Raw genomic sequence first — 18,235 nt, 5'->3', positions numbered from 1 at the left:
AGAGCAGCGGCCACATCATGTTGTGTATACCGCGTTCTTTGCGAATGAATTTCATTTGAAATTGCCAACCATGCGCTCCTATATATAATGGAAGTCACTATGGGTATTGGATCAATGACACCGCAGAGCGGCGATATAGCTACGGGTTGGCTGGTGAACGCTGGCCTGCGTCCGACGCGTCAGCGTGTGGCGTTGGCCGAGCTTTTAGTGGGCGATGGCCGCCATCGTCACGTTACCGCCGAGAGCCTGTTTGAATCGGCCAAGGCGAATGGTGACGCTGTATCACTGGCGACGGTTTACAATACCCTGCGCGCGTTTTGCGACGCCGGCGTTCTGCAGGAAATCACTGTGGACGGGTCAAAAAGCTATTTCGACACGAACACGCATGATCACCCTCATTTTTATTGGGAAGACGAGGCACGCCTGAGTGATGCGCCATCGGACCAATTGGTGATCCAGCGCCTGCCCGAAGCGCCCGAAGGGGTCGAGATTGCCTCGGTTGACGTTGTCATTCGCCTGCGCAAAAAGTAGCGCCAACACCGCCGTTCAAACTCGCCAACAACAAACGTTCAACCTGATCAATGGTCGCGTCAGCGGGCCCTGTTCCGTGGCGCGCAAGAACAACGGATTCAGTTGCGTCCTGATTGCTGATCGGAACACTGACAAGACGTCTGTTGTCATAACTGACCGCGTTGAGCGGGCTGGTATAGCTGATCCCGATCCCTTCGCCATGGGCGGCAAGACTGCGCTGAATCTCGATCGATGCTGCCCTATGTGCGACAGTCGGGTGCAGACCGTTGCGCCGAAAGAGACTGAGGATGTGTTGTGCCGACCAGCCTTCTGTTGACAGGATCAACGGGTGAGCAGCCAAGTCAGCCAGTGAGACCGTGCCCGCTGTCGCCAATAGATGATCTGGGGGGATAAGGGCCTTTGGCCGACTGTCGAACAGTTTTGCTCGTGTGAACCCCGCATCCATTGTCAGCTCGTAAGTGATGGCAATATCGATCTGGCCATCAATCAATCTGTTCAGCAGCCCTTCGAAGGAGGCGGCAAAGTAAGTGATAGCGATGTTTGGAAAAGCATTGCGCAAATGGTGCAGGGCGGGTGCCAGCAGGAATGGGGCGAGGTCCGTAAAACACCCCAGTCTTAGACGTGTCGTGCCCGGCGATGGAGTTTCTGATGACTCGATTTGGGCTGCGTCTTTCAGAAGGGTCTCGGCCTGATCGATGAATTTTCGCCCCTGAGGCGTCAGCGCCATGGCCGAGCCTCGGCGGCGGATAAACAGCGGGTGTCCCAAATGTGCTTCGACACGCGTCAGGGCTGTGGACAGGGCCGGTTGCGATACATTCAGGTATTGTGCGGCTGCGGACAGGCTGCCGTGGCGCCCGACCGCGCAAACATATTCGTACTGACGCAGTGAAATGTATAACATAAAGTTAATTATAACTTCGAAAGATATGATTTGAACAGAACACTCCTTCAACGCAAAAGATTGGAAAACGAATGGAGACCCGGATGCCTCACCCGCTTGTAACTCAAGAGATGATCACAACGTATCAGGATGATGGCGTCGTTCTGATCAAAGGGCTGTTTGCAGAATATGTGGATCAACTGCGCGACGGCATTGCCGCGAATATGGCAGAGCCTGGCCCGTATGCATCAGAAAACAAGAAAGAGGGTCAAACGGGTCTGTTCTTTGACGATTATTGCAACTGGACCCGCATCCCGCAGTTCCGCGAGGTGATCGAAAACTCGCCCGCGGCCGAGGTCGCAGCGGACCTGATGCAGTCGAAAAGTGTTCAGGTGTTTCACGACCACGTATTGGTAAAAGAGCCCGGGACATCCATGGCCACGCCCTGGCATCAGGATGGCCCATATTACTTCGTTGAGGGTCAGCAAACCATCAGCTTCTGGTCTCCGCTGGATCCGGTCAGGCAGGCGACGTTGCGCTGTGTCGCGGGCTCTCACCGGTGGGAGAAAGAGGTGCTGCCAACCCGCTGGGTTTCTGAGGAAGGTTTTTTCCCGGATGAAGGCCAGTACATCCCCGTGCCGGACCCGGATGCCGAGGGCATGAAGGTCGTCGAATTCGAAATGGACCCCGGTGACGCCGTTGCCTTCAATTATCGCACCCTTCACGGTGCGCGAGGAAACCACTCGGACAGCCGTCGCCGCGCCTTTTCTCTGCGGCTGGTCGGCGATGACGCAAGGTATGTAGAGCGTCCAGGCAGAACCTCTCCACCGTTTCCCGGCCATGACATGACGCCGGGGCAGCGTCTGCGAGAAGACTGGTTTCCGGTCCTGTTTCAGCGCTGAGGCGCTTCAGAACCATTGGCCTGATTCGATCAGGCCCAGATCCAGCAGCTGCCGCGAGTGCCATTCAAAAGGCACGGAGTTGCGCCAGCTAAAACTTGGAATGTCAAAAGTCGACCCGGCATTTGTTTTGAGCGCCTTCGCGGCGCGGAAGGAACAAATAGCCGCGGTCACGTTGTGATGCCATGGGCAGGAATAGGTATTGTATTCCGGCTCATTGAACGTGTGGTCGGATTTCAGGATCAGGCCCTTTTGCGCCTTGAACAGGGCGATGCGGTCGATGCGACGGCGTTCATAGGGAATGTGATCCTCGAACCGCCAGCGCAAGCCACCTGACAGGTCCACCTGACGGTCCAGTGGTTGGCCATCAGGGTCGTGGCGTGATTGGGCATAGTAACCCGTTTTGTCGAACAAAGCCTGTTCGGGGGCGACACCGTTGGGAAAAGCGGTCAGGTCCTCGGCATAAAGGTCGATGACGTAGCTCAGCATCGCATTGCGGCGTTCTTCGCTGTGAAAGGCCAGCATTTCGCCAATGCTGCGCGTTTCGCAAAACGGAAAGAACAGGTATTCGGCGTTATAGCAGTAATACATCCAGATGCCGGGTGCGGCCTGAATTATTCTGTTCAGGGTATCGAAAACCACCGTTCGGGGAACGCATTTCAAGGTGACCCGATGCACTCGGTCGGTCAACGCGGGCTCTAGTCGGAACTCCTGAGGCATGAAGGCGATAACGGATTTGAACCCTAGCTTCAGATGGTGATGCAGAGTGCTTTCCAACTCGACCTCGTCCTCGGCAAAGACCATCGCAACGGGGCCTTGCGCCATTGCGGGCTGCCCGGCTTTCAGGAAATGGTCGAGGGAATCGTATTGCATCGGCTGTTTTCAGTTTTGTCTTGCTGGAAAGTTCCGCCAAATTCGGGTAATTGCGCCCGCATTGCAAGCGGCGTTCGAAGCATATAGACGACGCCGGTCCAGCGAATGCAAAGGCCCGTCTCATGTCCGAACCGAAGAAGCTGTTTATCAAGACCTATGGCTGTCAGATGAATGTCTATGACAGTGAACGCATGTCCGAGGCGCTGGGCGGGCAGGGCTACGTTGAAACCCAGACCCCCGAAGATGCGGATATGATCCTGCTGAACACGTGCCACATCCGCGAGAAAGCGGCAGAAAAAGTGTATTCCGAACTGGGGCGCTTCAAGGGTCTGAAGGCCGAGAAGCCTGATCTGAAAATCGGCGTGGCGGGCTGTGTTGCTCAGGCGGAAGGCGAAGAGATCATGCGCCGCCAGCCGCTGGTTGATCTGGTGGTCGGACCGCAAAGCTATCACCGCCTGCCCGAGATGGAGGCAAAGACCCGAGCGGGCGAAAAGGCGTTGGACACGGATTTCCCCGAAGAGGATAAGTTCGAAAAATTGAAAAACCGCCCCAAGGCCAAGCGCGGACCGACGGCGTTTTTGACTGTTCAGGAGGGCTGCGATAAATTCTGCGCCTTCTGCGTGGTTCCTTATACACGCGGTGCTGAAGTCAGCCGCCCAGCCGATCGCATCATTCGCGAAGCCCATGATCTGGTCGAACGCGGCGTGCGCGAGATCACGTTGCTGGGCCAAAACGTCAACGCCTATCACGGTGCCGGGGCGAATGGTGACATGACGCTTGCCGGCTTGATCTGGGAACTGAACAAGGTCGACGGGCTGGAACGCATCCGCTTTACGACCTCGCACCCAAACGACATGGCCGACGACCTGATCGAGGCACATGGCACCTGTGACAAGCTGATGCCTTATCTGCACCTGCCGGTTCAGTCGGGTTCGGACCGTATCCTCAAGCGGATGAACCGTAGCCATACGGCAGAAAGCTATCTGCGGCTGGTCGAACGCATTCGTGCGGCGCGTTCAGATATCGTGATGTCGGGGGACTTCATTGTTGGTTTCCCAGAAGAGACCGAAGATGATTTTCAGGCCACGATGGATTTGGTCGAAGAGGTCAAATACGGCTATGCCTATTCCTTCAAATACTCCACACGTCCGGGAACCCCGGCAGCTGAACGGTTGCAGGTTGATCCGGCTGCGGCAGATGAACGGTTGCAGCGGCTTCAGGCCTTGATCACGCGCCATCAGCGAGAGATTCAGGACGGTATGGTCGGACGCACTGTCCGCGTTCTATTCGAAAAACCGGGTCGCCTGCCCGAACAGATGGTTGGAAAGTCCGAATATTTGCATTCGGTGCACGTAAAAGGACCAGAGATCGCCACGGGTGACTTGAGAGAAGTCCGGATCACTGAGTCCGGGGCGAATTCTCTGGCCGGTGAGTTGTTGTAGGTCGGTGTAAACACCTCCCGGACACCATAGTTGGTGTTTGTTTCCAAAATTTACCCTTGATTTATTGCTTGGAACTATGCTCCGAGAGGAGCCATGGTTTTTTGGGCGTAAGGATCTGCGTCTACAAATCGGCGATATGCCGGTCCCGGAAAACGGGATGAGGGAGGTACGAGTGTCGATTATCAAGAGCTTTGGGAGCCTGAGCAGGTTGAAAACACTGACGCTAACTGCCGCTGTTACACTGATTGCCGGCGCATCCATAGCCGGTGACTTGAAAGGTGACATAAGCGATCCGGAAGTGGTCAGCCCGAAAAGATTCAGCAGCGATGTCCGCGCTTTTTACCTGGGACTTACCGGCGGTTATGGGTCTGGCGGAGACGATCGGTTTGGCCTGACAACACCCGGCGGACAGTTTGATATCGGTGATCAGGATTTATCCGGAACATACGGGGGGCTCCGGGGCGGCTGGCGTGGTGTCTTACCAGCTGCAGGTGGGCGCGACTACGTCTATGGCTTTGAAGTCGGGTATGAATTCGGATCCCTGGACGACACTGTCAGCAGGCGGATCGGCGGCGTCAATGTGCAAGGCGGAACAGAGATATCGGATGTTCTGGCAGTCCGATTTCGCAATGGTCTGACAAACCGCAGCGGACGAATTCTGTATTTCTTCAGTGTCGGATATCTGTGGGGCGATGTGGAAACAACCAACAGTATTGCATCGGCCACTTCGGTTCAGAATTTCTCGGTGTCAGATCGGCGGAACGGCTATTCGGCAAGCATAGGGGCCGAGCATAAGTTGTCGGGCAATTGGTCGATCACAGGCGAATATGAATATGTCCAGTTCCAATCAAAGGACGTCCAGTTCAGTTCTGGTTTTTCCACAAAGTCCACACCAAAATACAGCGGCTTGAGAATCGGGCTGAATTACACCTTCTGATGTACATCCAATCGGCAACCGATCACCATTAAATCGGCTGTTATGACATCTCAGCATTTATTTTTGAAACTGTGGCTTGCGCCTACCAAGATTTGTTGTCTACGCTCGGGTTGAACAGCCAAGACAGGAGAGCGGATTGGCCATCGGTGCCCTGACCCCACCGCAAGATGAAATGCCCCAACACGAGGCGTTCGTAGAATTTCCCGACAACCGATTGCTGATTGACCTGTGCGGTGAATATGACCGCAATCTGGCCGAGATCGAAACAAAGCTTTCGGTCCAGATTGTGCGCCGCGGCAATCAGCTTGTTGTGATGGGCGATGAAGATGCTCAGAAACAGGCGGTTGAGGTACTTCAATCGCTGTATACACGGCTTGAAGGTGGGCGCGAGGTTGAGGCCGCAGACGTCGATCGCGAGTTGCGGATGGGTGTTTCGGAGCAGGGAACCGGAAGCCGCGATGGCGATCAGCTTGAGATGTTCAAGGGCGGTTCTGTCGAGATCAAGACCCGCAAGAAGCTGGTTGAGCCGCGCACCGACGCCCAGAAAGCCTATGTCCAGTCACTGTTCAACAATGAGCTGGCCTTTGGGATTGGTCCAGCGGGGACGGGTAAGACCTATCTGGCGGTGGCGGTCGGGGTTTCGATGTTCATCGGCGGGCATGTAGATCGAATCATCCTGAGCCGTCCGGCGGTCGAGGCGGGCGAGAAACTGGGCTATCTGCCAGGCGACATGAAGGACAAGGTCGACCCTTACATGCAGCCGCTTTATGACGCGCTGAACGATTTTCTGCCCGGAAAACAGTTGGCCAAGCTGATCGAAGAGAAACGAATCGAAATCGCTCCGCTGGCCTTTATGCGCGGTCGTACGCTGGCCAACGCATTTGTGGTTCTGGATGAAGCGCAAAACGCCACCACGATGCAGATGAAGATGTTCCTGACCCGTCTGGGCGAAGGAAGCCGCATGGTCATAACTGGCGACCGGTCACAGGTCGATTTGCCGCGTGGCGTTCAATCGGGCTTGGCGGATGCTGAGAGGTTGTTAAAAACAATCCCGAATATCAGCTTCAACTACTTCACCTCGAAAGACGTGGTGCGTCACCCGCTTGTCGCTGCGATCATCGAGGCGTATGAGGCCGATGCGGGCCGTGAAACCACGTGAACACATAGCCCGCTAACGAGGCTGTTACGCGGTAAGATGACCCTGGAACTCATTTTCGAAGACGAAAGGTGGCAAGATCTTGAGGTCTTGTCACAAAAGGCGATTAACGCCGTTCTGACCCATTGCGGATTGGCCCCGGAGCAGTGCGAAGTCAGTATATTGGGATGCAACGATGCGCGGATTTCAGAACTGAACGCAGAATTTCGCGGTAAACCGACGCCCACCAATGTGCTGAGCTGGCCTGCGGAAGACCTAGCTCCGGATGAGCCAGGGCAATCACCACGCCTGCCAGAGCCGGATTTTACCGGCGAGATTGTTCTGGGCGATATTGCGATTTCCTATGACACCTGTGCCCGCGAGGCGGCCGAGGCCAACAAGGCAATGAGTGACCATGTGACCCATTTGCTTGTTCACGGAACGTTGCATTTGCTGGGTTATGATCACATTCGTGACCCCGATGCCACCTTGATGGAAGGGATTGAGGTCAAGATACTTGGCAAATTGGGTATTGATGACCCATATAAGGTATAATGTGGGTTCAAGACCCGATCAGTTGGAACAAGGTAATGGGCGATATAGAAGGCAGTTCTAGGGCGGCGCAAAGCGCGCAACCTCAGGACAGCAGTACTGAAACGGAAGAGAAAACCGGTCTGTTTTCTCGAATCCTCGAAGTGTTTTCGAGCGATGATACTCAACCGGACCAGACGGTGAACGGACAAAACGCGGCTGTGGCGCAGCCACGCGGGATGATAAACCTGCGCCGGATGCGCGTTGAGGATGTTGCCATCCCTACCGCTGAAATCGTTTCGGTACCTTCAACGATCACAAAAGATGAACTGGCGGATGTTTTCCGGAGCAGTGGTATGTCAAGGATTCCTGTCTATGAGGGAACCTTGGATACACCGCTTGGTTTTGTTCATCTCAAGGATTTTGCCCTGACCCACGGTTTCAACGGTGGCGGCAAAGAGTTTGATCTGACCTCGATGCTGCGGACGCTATTGTTCGTGCCGCCATCCATGCCAATCGGCGTCTTGTTGACCAAGATGCAAACCGAGCGGCGTCACATGGCATTGGTGATTGATGAATATGGCGGCGTTGATGGACTGCTCACGATCGAAGACCTGATCGAGCAGGTCGTCGGCGAAATCGCTGACGAGCACGATGCGGATGAAGACCAGCTTTGGGTGCAGGAAAAGCCCGGATGTTATGTGGTGCAGGCGCGTGTGCCGCTCGAAGATTTCGAGGCCGAGATTGGCCGGTCTCTGACCAGTCATGAAGACGTCGACGAAGAGGAAATCGATACTCTGGGCGGGCTTGTGTTTATGCTCTCCGGCCGCGTTCCGGCGCGGGGTGAAGTTGTCATTCATCCAGAGGGTCCGGAATTCGAAGTGATCGAAGCCGATCCACGCCGTATCAAACGGCTGCGCGTCATGCTGCCGGACGTTGCTGCATGACCCCAGTACGGGGCTGGCCATTATCATTGAGATTGTTGGTCGCTGCCGCCCTTGGCGGTGTAGGCGCGTTTGGTCAGGCACCTCATCTGTATTGGGGCGCAACCGTTTTGGCTCTGGTCCTGATTGTGCCGATCTTCCTTGCCAGCGAAACCCGAGGCCGGGCGGCATGGGTCGGCTGGGCCTTCGCGACCGGCTATTTTGCCCATGCCCTTGGCTGGATCATTGAGCCGTTTCAGGTAGATGCTGAACGCCATGCCTGGATGGCCCCGTTTGCGTTGGTGTTCTTAGCGGGCGGACTGGCCTTGTTCTGGGCTGCCGCCTTTGGCCTGTCGCGCAGAATTGGTGCCACGCCCGTTCGTCAGGGCATATTACTGGTTGCAGTTTTGTCCCTGGCCGAAGTGGTGCGGGGATATGTGTTGACCGGCTTTCCATGGGCTGGGGTCGCGCAAATCTGGGTGGACACGCCAGTGGCGCAGATGCTGTCTCTGGTCGGGCCGTATGGGTTGAATGCGCTGACCTTTGCCGCAACATTCCCAATTGGCGCGGCATTGGTGCAGGATAAACCCTTGAACGGTTTGGTGCGGACCCTGGGTTGTACCGGCGTGATGGCAGCGATGGCGATTGCCTACGGGTTGGCGCGACCCGTCGTTCAGGACGGTTCGCATCTGGTTCGCGTGGTCCAGCCGAATGCCCCTCAGCACCAAAAATGGGATCCGGCATATGCGCCTTTGTTTTTCGCGCGTCAGGTTGAATATACCGCAGCCTTTCCCAGACCCGACCTGATTGTCTGGCCCGAGACCGCAGTTCCAGCTTGGTTAGGTAGCGCACAACCGTTTCTGTCAACTGTTGCGGATGCCGCGCAGGGTGTGCCGGTGATATTGGGGATTCAGCGCGCAGAAGGCCCGAGAATCTTCAACTCGCTGGTCTATCTGGATGAAACCGGGCGTCAGGCAGGGTTGTACGACAAACACCACTTGGCGCCTTTCGGTGAATACGTCCCCTTGGGTGACCTGATGGGGCGTTTCGGGGTCAGTGGTCTGGCTGCCACAACCGGGCACGGGTTCAGCGCGGGGCCGGGCCCCGCCCTGTTGGACCTCGGCAAGCTGGGAAAGGCGTTGCCACTGATTTGCTACGAAGCCGTCTTCCCGCAAGATGTGAACGGTGCGCCGGGTCGGGCTGATTTCTTGCTGCAAATCACAAATGACGCCTGGTTTGGAACACGGTCGGGACCGTTTCAACACCTGGTACAAGCCCGGATGAGGGCAATTGAGCAGGGCTTGCCGATGATCCGTTCGGCCAATACCGGTGTATCGGCCATGATTGACCCATTGGGTCGTTTGACTGCGTCGTTGGCTCTGGGTGAGGCTGGATATGTGGACGCCGTGCTGCCGCAACCACACCGTCGCACGGCTTATGCACGTATCGGAGACAGTCCGATAGTTGTTGTCTTACTGTTTATTCTGGCGATGGCGCTGTTTGGTACCCGCGGCAACCGGGCAATTAGAGATTGACCCCAACTTTGGGCAAGCGTATGCGTCTGTGGTCTGTCACAACGGCTTCCTGGCGTGGCGGAGAAACCTTAATGGAGCACATTTATGTCCCGACAGAACTATACCTTTACTTCGGAATCCGTTTCCGAAGGGCACCCGGATAAGGTCTGTGACCGTATCTCAGATGCTGTCCTTGATGCATTTCTGAATGAAGAGCCTGAGGCGCGCGTGGCCTGCGAAACCTTTGCCACGACCAACCGCATCGTTATCGGTGGCGAAGTTGGTCTGTCGGACAAGGACAAACTGCACGACTACATGGGCCACATCGAAGAGATCGCGCGCGAGTGCGTGAAAGATATCGGATATGAGCAGGACAAATTCCACCACGAAACCGTCGAGGTGACAAACCTTCTGCACGAACAATCCGCCCATATCGCGCAGGGTGTGGATGCCGCAGACAACAAGGACGAAGGCGCTGGCGACCAGGGCATCATGTTCGGCTTCGCGACAACCGAGACGCCTGCGCTTATGCCTGCACCGATCCAGTATTCGCATGCAATCCTGCGGCGTCTGGCCGAAGTGCGCAAGAACGGCACCGAGCCTGCACTGGGGCCGGATGCGAAATCTCAATTGTCGGTCGTTTATCAAGACGGCAAACCGGTTGGCGTCAGCTCGATCGTTCTGTCGACGCAGCATCTGGACGAGGCGCTGACGTCGGATGACATCCGCGCCATCGTTGAACCTTATATCCGTGAAACTCTGCCCGAAGGCTGGTTGTCGGCTGATACCGAATGGCACGTCAACCCGACCGGAAAATTCGTTATTGGCGGGCCGGATGGCGACGCTGGTCTGACCGGTCGTAAGATCATCGTGGATACCTATGGTGGCGCAGCCCCGCATGGTGGCGGCGCATTCTCGGGCAAAGACCCGACCAAGGTTGACCGTTCGGCGGCCTATGCCGCGCGCTATCTGGCGAAAAACGTTGTAGCCGCCGGTATGGCCGAGCGCTGCACCATTCAGTTGAGCTATGCCATTGGCGTATCGAAGCCGCTTTCGATCTATGCAGACACGCATGGCACGGGTCAGGTTGCAGATGCGGCGATCGAAAAAGCAGTTGGTGAGGTCATGGATCTGACACCCCGCGGCATTCGTCAGCACCTTCAGCTGAACAAGCCGATCTACCAGCGTACAGCGGCTTACGGTCACTTTGGCCGCGAACCGGATGCGGATGGCGGTTTTAGCTGGGAACGCACTGATCTGGTCGACGCTCTGAAATCCGCAGTTTGATCTGAAAAATCCAAAGCGCGCCTTCAGGGGCGCGCTTTTCTTTGGGGCGGTGCACGCCCTTGCAACGTACTCCACTGCGCAGTATGGCCACCGCCATGAGCACAGAGACCCCACAACGCCCGCGCAGAAACTTTTATGGCCGCTTCAAGGGCAAGACCCTGAAGCCCAGTCAAAAGACCTATCTGAACGAAGATCTGGCCGCCTTGTCACCCGGCGCCGTGGACTGGGCCTCGAATCCCGAACGCAAGCCGCTGGACCTGAACGATCTGTTCGGCGGCAAGCCGGTCTGGTTGGAAATTGGCTTCGGCGGTGGTGAGCATCTGGTGCACCAGGCGCAAAACAATCCTGACATTGGCATCATCGGGGCCGAGCCATACATCAACGGTGTTGCCATGCTGCTGGGCAGAATCCGTCAGGCAGGTGTTGAAAACCTTGCCGTGCACCCCGGCGATGTGCGCGATCTATTCGACGTGCTGCCAGAGGCCAGCATTTCGCGCGCGTTCCTTCTCTATCCCGACCCATGGCCCAAAACGCGGCATCATCGCCGTCGATTTGTAACCCAGGAACATCTTGAACCGCTGGCGAAAGTGCTGAAACCCGGGGCGATCTTCCGGGTTGCAACTGACATTCCCGATTATGTGCGTCAGACCTTGGAAGAGGTTCCGCGCGCCGGGTTTGAATGGCTGGCCGAACGCCCTTCTGACTGGCGCGAGCCGTGGGGCGACTGGATCTCCACGCGATACGAACAGAAGGCGCTGCGCGAGGGTCGGACACCTCACTACCTGACCTTCCGACGCAAAGGCTGATTGCCGCTGGACCAACGGGCGTCAATTCGCTAATCGGCTTGAGCACTGATAGCGCAAAAGGAGCCCTCATGTCCGGACACGGCACGCCCATCCCGATGACCTCGCATCCCTGCGGCCCGCTGACCGGCACGGCCGAGGTGCCCGGCGACAAGTCGATTTCGCACCGGTCGCTGATCCTTGGTGCTATGGCCGTGGGTGAAACCAGGATTTCGGGTTTGCTGGAGGGCGAAGACGTACTGGATACCGCAAAGGCGATGCGTGCCTTCGGCGCCGAGGTCACAGAGCACGGAAACGGGGAATGGACAGTGCACGGCGTGGGTGTCGGTGGCTTCGCCGAACCGGGTCAGGTGATCGACTGTGGCAACTCGGGAACCGGTGTGCGGCTGATCATGGGGGCGATGGCGACCTCTCCGATCACGGCGACCTTTACCGGTGATGTCAGTCTGAACAAACGCCCCATGGCGCGGGTGACTGACCCTCTGGCCCTGTTTGGGGCACAATCGGTTGGGCGATCCGGCGGGCGCTTGCCGATGACCATCGTCGGCGCTGCGGATCCGACCCCTGTGCGATACGAAGTTCCTGTGCCGTCTGCGCAGGTGAAATCCGCCGTACTTTTGGCGGGTCTGAATGCCCCCGGAAAGACCGTTGTGATCGAGAAAGAGGCTACGCGTGACCATTCCGAACGGATGCTGGCTGGATTTGGTGCCGAAATCACGGTCGAGGATACCGACGAGGGCCGTGTTATCACTCTGACTGGTCGCCCGGAGCTGAAGCCACAGGTCATCGCTGTACCGCGCGATCCGTCCAGCGCGGCTTTTCCGGTTTGCGCGGCATTGATCACACCTGGATCGGATGTTTTGGTGCCAGGGATCGGTTTGAACCCCACACGCGCGGGCCTTTTTACAACCTTGCGCGAGATGGGCGCTGATCTGACCTATGAAAACGAACGCGAAGAAGGGGGCGAGCCGGTTGCCGATTTGCGCGCCAAGTACTCGCCTAACATGAAAGGCATCGACGTTCCTTCCGAGCGTGCCGCCTCGATGATTGATGAATACCCGGTTCTGTCTGTGGTGGCTGCAAATGCCACAGGCACAACGATGATGGGCGGCGTGAAAGAGCTGCGCGTGAAGGAAAGCGACCGGATTGACGCCATGGCCCGTGGCCTGCGCGCCAACGGGGTGACAGTCGCTGAAGGTGACGACTGGTGGTCGGTCGAAGGGCTGGGCATCGGCAACGTTCCGGGCGGCGGCACCTGCGAAAGCTTTCTGGATCACCGCATTGCCATGTCGTTCATGGTGATGGGTATGGGGGCGCAGAATCCCGTAAGCGTGGATGATGGTGGCCCGATTGCAACGTCTTTCCCGATCTTTGAACCACTGATGGCGTCGCTTGGCGCAAAGGTACAGCGCACGTGAGTTTCACGGTTGCCATTGACGGACCAGCGGCCGCGGGCAAGGGCACGATATCCAAGGCTGTGGCGGCGCATTTCGGCTTTGCCCATCTGGACACGGGCTTGCTGTATCGCGCTGTCGGAAGGCGGACTCTGGAAGGGGTTGACGCGCTTGAGGCCGCGCAGGCCCTGACAGCGGAAGAACTTGAACAAGGCGACCTGCGCACCGCCGAGATTGCGCAGGCAGCTTCCAAAGTGGCGGTTCTTCCAGAGGTTCGCGCAGCCTTGGTCGATTTTCAGCGCACATTTTCCCGCAGGGCAGGTGGGGCCGTTCTGGACGGTCGTGATATCGGCACGGTGATTTGTCCGGATGCCGAAGTGAAGCTGTTTGTAACAGCCAGTGCTGAAGTGCGCGCCGAGCGACGCTTCCTGGAGCTAAGTGCAAAAGGCGCTGACGTAACCCGTGAACAGGTTTTGGCGGACGTCAGAGAACGGGACGCGCGAGATGCTGAGCGCAGTACCGCTCCGATGAAACCGGCTGAGGATGCCGTGCGGTTGGACACCACTGATTTGAGTATCGAGGCGGCGTTGGCCAAAGCCCTTGAGGTGATCAACGCAAAACTGCCCGCGACGCGTTAACGCCGCGGGCAATCGGGGCGGGTCTTACAGCTCGCCCACGGCGACGGTTTTGATATTCGCCCATTGGTCATCCGCCGTCTTTGCGGTGGCGACAACGTCCTTCAAAAAGGCTGCCCGGGTTTCCGCGTTCAGGAACAGAAACAGTTTTCCGTCTGCGACAAGGTATTGATCCGGGTCACCGTCAAACTTCTTGCCGACCGATACGCCGAATGAACAGAAGCCACCATGCTGCGGCAGGTATGCAGCAGGGTTTGCCTCGAACGCTTCACGGTTCGCGGCGGACGTGAAATAATAGGAGGCTCCGTCATAAGTTGACGAGTGAGTGGCGAAGCCTTCGACCGGGTTGCCATCATTGACCAATGCAACCAGATCAACGCCATGTGCGGCCAGTGGCGCACCAGCGGCTGAAATGCCGTTGGACACGTTGATTTCGTCAGCGGCAAAGGCCGGGGTGGACAGGGCAATTGCAGTCGCCATGGCGGCAAAGATGAGAGATTTCATAATATTTTCCTTTTGGTTCTGGTTTCTGGTCGACCTCTTTGTCGACCGATAAAGCTAAATTAGGGAAAGGATACGGAACGTTTAATCTCAGATACGTCACCAAATCTTGCAGATCGTACAAACAGTCGAATGGTTGGCGTTCACTCTCCAAATCTCCACCATCCATCCTGTGACGCAGGAAGCCGGGCGCCGCGTGACGCGCGAAAAGTTGAGACATATTACCTTTGCGTTGCATGCTGAGGCTTAGCCGCGTGGTTCGGTCCCCAGTACCAAGATTCCTTCGGGCAAGAACCTGCCGCGGACCATGCAGTCTTTTTCAGTCAGAACCTGCTATCATTCAGGTTGCCATATCGCATTGGGGATCAGCGCTAGGCAGGAGTTCCTGCACGCGCTACCTCGCACCATAGGCTTTGCACTTGCACCGGTTCAAGATTCAGCCTATACGCGCGCTGTCGATACAAGGGCGGTCAACGTCCGGATGACGTTTCTGAGCAGGGCCGGGTTACCTCGGCCCTTTGTGTTTGTTTGCTCGGGGCGCACCGGATCACGCCTGAAGACGTCATGAAACAAGACCGGCGGAGACAACCGCTCGGCCAGCAAAAACGTACTGTAAAGGAAATGAACGCCACATGGCTAACACATCCATGGAGGAATTCGAAGCCCTCCTGAACGAAAGCTTCGAAATGGACACGCCCGAAGAGGGTTCTGTTGTCAAAGGCAAGATCCTGGCGATTGAAGCCGGTCAAGCCATCATCGACGTCGGCTATAAAATGGAAGGCCGCGTTGATCTGAAAGAATTCGCAAATCCCGGCGAAGCCCCTGAAATCGCTGTCGGCGACGAGGTCGAAGTTTACCTGCGTGCCGCAGAAAACGCCCGTGGCGAAGCCGTCATCTCGCGCGAGATGGCCCGCCGCGAAGAGGCATGGGATCGTCTGGAAAAAGCATATGCCGACGACCAGCGTGTCGATGGAGCAATCTTTGGCCGCGTCAAAGGTGGCTTCACCGTCGATCTGGGTGGCGCAGTTGCATTCCTGCCTGGTTCGCAGGTTGACGTACGCCCCGTACGCGACGCAGGCCCGCTGATGGGTCTGAAGCAGCCGTTCCAGATTCTGAAAATGGACCGCCGCCGTGGCAACATCGTTGTGTCGCGCCGCGCAATCCTGGAAGAATCGCGTGCCGAACAGCGCGCCGAAGTCATCGGCAACCTGACAGAAGGTCAGAACGTCGAGGGCGTGGTCAAGAACATCACCGAATACGGTGCATTTGTTGACCTGGGCGGCGTTGATGGCCTGCTGCACGTCACTGACATGGCATGGCGTCGTGTAAACCACCCGTCCGAGATCCTGACGATCGGCGAAACCATCAAGGTTCAGGTCATCAAGATCAACAAAGACACTCACCGCATCAGCCTGGGCATGAAGCAGCTTCAGGAAGATCCGTGGGATCTGGTTGCCGCCAAGTACCCGCTGGGCTCGGTCCATCAGGGTCGCGTCACCAACATCACCGACTACGGCGCATTTGTCGAACTGGAAGCCGGTGTCGAAGGTCTGGTGCACGTGTCCGAGATGTCCTGGACCAAGAAAAACGTCCATCCCGGCAAGATCGTCTCGACCAGCCAGGAAGTCGACGTCATGGTTCTGGAAATCGACGGCGCCAAGCGCCGCGTGTCTCTGGGCCTGAAGCAGACTCAGCGCAACCCATGGGAAGTGTTTGCAGAAACACACCCCGAGGGCACCGAAGTCGAAGGCGAAGTCAAGAACATCACCGAATTTGGTTTGTTCATTGGCCTCGAGGGCGACATCGACGGCATGGTTCACCTGTCGGACCTGTCCTGGGACGAACGTGGCGAGGATGCAATCCAGAACTACCGCAAAGGCGACATGGTTTCGGCCGTTGTCTCGGAAGTGGATGTCGAAAAAGAGCGTATCTCGCTGTCGATCAAAGCTCTGGGTGGTGACAAGTTCGCAGAAGCCGTTGGCGGCGTGAAGCGTGGCTCGGTCATCACTGTAGAAGTGACCGCAATCGAAGATGGCGGCATCGAGGTCGAGTACGAAGGCATGAAGTCGTTCATCCGCCGTTCCGATCTGTCGCGTGACCGTTCCGAACAGCGCCCCGAGCGTTTTTCGGTCGGTGACAAGGTTGATGTCCGCGTAACCAACGTTGACAGCAAGACCCGCCGTCTGGGCCTGTCGATCAAGGCACGCGAGATCGCAGAAGAGAAAGAAGCTGTGGAACAGTACGGTTCTTCCGACTCGGGCGCGTCGCTGGGCGACATTCTGGGTGCAGCGCTGAAGTCGGGCGACTAAGCCCGGGGCGCATCCCAAGCATGATTTACGGCCTCGCATGGAAGTGTGGGGCCGTTTTTGTTGCGAATCAACATGTTCCAAACACACTGCTAAAACTCGATAATGTTCGCGCTTGAAGTGTGTAAATCGGCCTGTCGGGCAAAATTTCGCGTGAGAATATGGCAAAATAAGGCCTCAACACGCAGAGTATCCGTTCCCCCGTTCTGGGTTTTTTCCTATACTGTCAAAACAGTAGACCTGTCACACCGGCTGCCTGGGAGGGTATCTCGAATGATCCGTTCAGAACTGATTCAGAAAATCGCTGACGAAAACCCGCATCTCTATCAGCGTGATGTCGAGCGGATTGTGAACACCGTGTTCGAAGAAGTCACCGATGCCATGGCGCGCGGCGACCGGGTCGAACTGCGTGGCTTTGGCGCGTTTTCGGTGAAAAAGCGGGATGCCCGCGTAGGGCGCAACCCCCGTACCGGTGAAACCGTTCAGGTCGAGGAAAAATGTGTACCATTTTTCAAAACTGGCAAGTTGCTCAGGGATCGTTTGAACGGTAAAGCCTGACCTCATGATGCGTTACCTTCGATATGCTTTTCTTGGGACTCTCGGGATCGTTCTGATTTCCGTGTCTCTGGCGAATGTTCAGTCTGTTGAACTGAGACTGATGCCCGATGCTCTGGCCGAGCTTCTGGGCTTTAACGTCAGTACCTCTTTACCGCTTTTTCTGGTCGTTCTCGGTGGCGTTGTCGCCGGTTTGATCATCGGTTTCATGTGGGAATGGCTGCGGGAGCATAAACACCGCCGCGATGCGACCGTGAAAAAAGGCGAGGTCCGCAAGCTTGAACGCGAAGTCAAGAAGCTCAAGAAAAAGCAGAACGAGGGTAAGGATGATATTCTGGCCCTACTCGACGAGGCCAGCTGAGGCTTATGTCTACCGATGTATCCGTTAAAATCTGCGGTTTGACCGCATCAGAACATGTGCGCGCTGCGGTTGAAGCCGGCGCACGCTATGTCGGGTTCAACTTTTTTCCCAAATCGCCCCGTTACGCACCAATACCGCAAGCCGCGGCGTTGGCCGCCGAAGTACCAGTCGGCGTTGCCAAGGTCGCTCTGGCCGTGAATTTCTCGGACGCGCAGCTTGATGAGATTGTCGCTGGGGTTCCGCTGGATATGTTGCAGCTTCACGGCGGAGAGTGCCCCGAGCGTGTGGCAGAGGTCAAGCAGCGCTATGGCCTGCCCGTCATCAAGGCGATCGGTGTGGCGGAGGCCGAGGACTTGGCAGCGATTGATCTGTATTCCGAAGTTGCAGACCAGCTTCTGATCGATGCAAAGCCGCCGAAGAATTCGGAACTTCCCGGCGGCAACGGTCTTCCTTTTGACTGGCGGCTGCTGGCAGGTCGCAAATACTGGCGCAGGCCGTGGATGTTGTCCGGTGGTCTCAACCCGGACAATGTCGCTGAGGCGATCCGCATGACGGGTGCGCGGCAAGTCGATGTGGCGTCAGGTGTTGAAAGCGCGCCGGGCGTAAAGGACGCTGGACTGATACAGGCATTTATCGACGCGACGCGCTGATTTTGTTTGCCTCTGCAAGGGGGCAATATGGTGCGTTTTGCCATGGCAAATCCCGCGACGACCACCTATGACAGTCAG

At 56.9% G+C, this 18,235-nt stretch carries 19 protein-coding genes and 1 riboswitch; of the genes, 16 read left to right on the top strand and 3 right to left on the bottom strand.

What is annotated here, in order from left to right:
* Positions 1-114: 114 nt before the first annotated feature.
* Positions 115-531, top strand: coding sequence for an iron response transcriptional regulator IrrA (gene irrA / locus ACR3FC_RS05600; protein WP_267366106.1), 417 nt, complete (start codon positions 115-117; stop codon positions 529-531).
* Here irrA and ACR3FC_RS05595 read toward each other — a convergent pair.
* Entirely contained in the window at positions 509-1,432 is a 924-nt protein-coding gene (locus tag ACR3FC_RS05595) for a LysR family transcriptional regulator (RefSeq protein ID WP_480473797.1), read from the bottom strand. The genes irrA and ACR3FC_RS05595 overlap by 23 nt on opposite strands.
* An 83-nt stretch (positions 1,433-1,515) precedes the next feature.
* Between ACR3FC_RS05595 and ACR3FC_RS05590 the strand changes: the two genes are divergently transcribed.
* The gene (locus ACR3FC_RS05590; RefSeq protein ID WP_480473796.1) at positions 1,516-2,313 is read left to right on the top strand and encodes a phytanoyl-CoA dioxygenase family protein; all 798 of its coding nucleotides are present in this window, start codon (positions 1,516-1,518) and stop codon (positions 2,311-2,313) included.
* Between the two features lie 6 nt (positions 2,314-2,319).
* Here the strand turns inward: ACR3FC_RS05590 and ACR3FC_RS05585 are convergent, their stop codons facing one another.
* Complete coding sequence (locus tag ACR3FC_RS05585; protein ID WP_480473795.1) at positions 2,320-3,183, bottom strand: hypothetical protein; 864 nt, start codon at positions 3,181-3,183, stop codon at positions 2,320-2,322.
* A gap of 122 nt (positions 3,184-3,305) precedes the next feature.
* Between ACR3FC_RS05585 and miaB the strand changes: the two genes are divergently transcribed.
* From miaB to cmk, 10 genes are all read left to right on the top strand, one after another.
* Entirely contained in the window at positions 3,306-4,625 is a 1,320-nt protein-coding gene (gene miaB / locus ACR3FC_RS05580) for a tRNA (N6-isopentenyl adenosine(37)-C2)-methylthiotransferase MiaB (protein WP_480473794.1), read from the top strand.
* A gap of 37 nt (positions 4,626-4,662) precedes the next feature.
* The gene (locus ACR3FC_RS05575; RefSeq protein ID WP_480473793.1) at positions 4,663-5,562 is read left to right on the top strand and encodes an outer membrane protein; all 900 of its coding nucleotides are present in this window, start codon (positions 4,663-4,665) and stop codon (positions 5,560-5,562) included.
* Positions 5,563-5,698: 136 nt separating this feature from the next.
* Positions 5,699-6,721 carry a PhoH family protein gene (locus ACR3FC_RS05570; protein ID WP_209505382.1) on the top strand — a complete coding sequence of 341 codons (1,023 nt, stop codon included), beginning with the start codon at positions 5,699-5,701 and terminating at the stop codon, positions 6,719-6,721.
* Positions 6,722-6,757: 36 nt separating this feature from the next.
* Positions 6,758-7,252 (top strand): rRNA maturation RNase YbeY, encoded by a 495-nt coding sequence (gene ybeY / locus ACR3FC_RS05565; RefSeq protein WP_480473791.1) that lies wholly within the window; start codon positions 6,758-6,760, stop codon positions 7,250-7,252.
* 35 nt (positions 7,253-7,287) lie between these two features.
* A complete protein-coding gene (locus ACR3FC_RS05560) occupies positions 7,288-8,175 on the top strand; it encodes a hemolysin family protein (protein WP_480476819.1) in 888 nt (295 codons plus the stop codon).
* A complete protein-coding gene (gene lnt / locus ACR3FC_RS05555; protein ID WP_480473790.1) occupies positions 8,172-9,686 on the top strand; it encodes an apolipoprotein N-acyltransferase in 1,515 nt (504 codons plus the stop codon). The genes ACR3FC_RS05560 and lnt overlap by 4 nt, the downstream gene beginning before the upstream one ends.
* A gap of 30 nt (positions 9,687-9,716) precedes the next feature.
* Positions 9,717-9,765, top strand: a riboswitch (SAM-SAH riboswitch).
* A gap of 5 nt (positions 9,766-9,770) precedes the next feature.
* The gene (metK, locus tag ACR3FC_RS05550; protein ID WP_480473789.1) at positions 9,771-10,952 is read left to right on the top strand and encodes a methionine adenosyltransferase; all 1,182 of its coding nucleotides are present in this window, start codon (positions 9,771-9,773) and stop codon (positions 10,950-10,952) included.
* Between the two features lie 95 nt (positions 10,953-11,047).
* Positions 11,048-11,758 carry a tRNA (guanosine(46)-N7)-methyltransferase TrmB gene (trmB, locus tag ACR3FC_RS05545; protein ID WP_480473788.1) on the top strand — a complete coding sequence of 237 codons (711 nt, stop codon included), beginning with the start codon at positions 11,048-11,050 and terminating at the stop codon, positions 11,756-11,758.
* Between the two features lie 68 nt (positions 11,759-11,826).
* Positions 11,827-13,173, top strand: coding sequence for a 3-phosphoshikimate 1-carboxyvinyltransferase (aroA, locus tag ACR3FC_RS05540; RefSeq protein ID WP_480473787.1), 1,347 nt, complete (start codon positions 11,827-11,829; stop codon positions 13,171-13,173).
* The gene (cmk, locus tag ACR3FC_RS05535; protein ID WP_480473786.1) at positions 13,170-13,787 is read left to right on the top strand and encodes a (d)CMP kinase; all 618 of its coding nucleotides are present in this window, start codon (positions 13,170-13,172) and stop codon (positions 13,785-13,787) included. The genes aroA and cmk overlap by 4 nt, the downstream gene beginning before the upstream one ends.
* Positions 13,788-13,811: 24 nt before the next feature.
* On the opposite strand, the gene ACR3FC_RS05530 is transcribed toward cmk, so the two are convergent.
* On the bottom strand, positions 13,812-14,288 hold the full coding sequence (locus ACR3FC_RS05530) for a YHS domain-containing (seleno)protein (protein WP_480473785.1): 477 nt from the start codon (positions 14,286-14,288) through the stop codon (positions 13,812-13,814).
* Between the two features lie 629 nt (positions 14,289-14,917).
* On the opposite strand from ACR3FC_RS05530, the gene rpsA reads away from it, so the two are divergent.
* The 4 genes from rpsA (at position 14,918) to ACR3FC_RS05510 (ending at position 18,157) form a co-directional block, all read left to right on the top strand.
* The gene (gene rpsA / locus ACR3FC_RS05525; protein WP_480473784.1) at positions 14,918-16,594 is read left to right on the top strand and encodes a 30S ribosomal protein S1; all 1,677 of its coding nucleotides are present in this window, start codon (positions 14,918-14,920) and stop codon (positions 16,592-16,594) included.
* A gap of 270 nt (positions 16,595-16,864) precedes the next feature.
* Positions 16,865-17,149: an integration host factor subunit beta gene (gene ihfB, locus ACR3FC_RS05520; protein WP_050603110.1), complete on the top strand. Its 285-nt coding sequence runs from the start codon at positions 16,865-16,867 to the stop codon at positions 17,147-17,149.
* Positions 17,150-17,156: 7 nt separating this feature from the next.
* A complete protein-coding gene (locus ACR3FC_RS05515) occupies positions 17,157-17,507 on the top strand; it encodes a lipopolysaccharide assembly protein LapA domain-containing protein (protein WP_480476817.1) in 351 nt (116 codons plus the stop codon).
* Between the two features lie 5 nt (positions 17,508-17,512).
* Positions 17,513-18,157: a phosphoribosylanthranilate isomerase gene (locus tag ACR3FC_RS05510; protein WP_480473783.1), complete on the top strand. Its 645-nt coding sequence runs from the start codon at positions 17,513-17,515 to the stop codon at positions 18,155-18,157.
* The last annotated feature ends 78 nt before the right edge of the window (positions 18,158-18,235 follow it).

It is taken from the genome of Ruegeria sp. AF3, from assembly GCF_056536285.1.
This window is presented reverse-complemented; position numbering and strand designations above follow the sequence as displayed.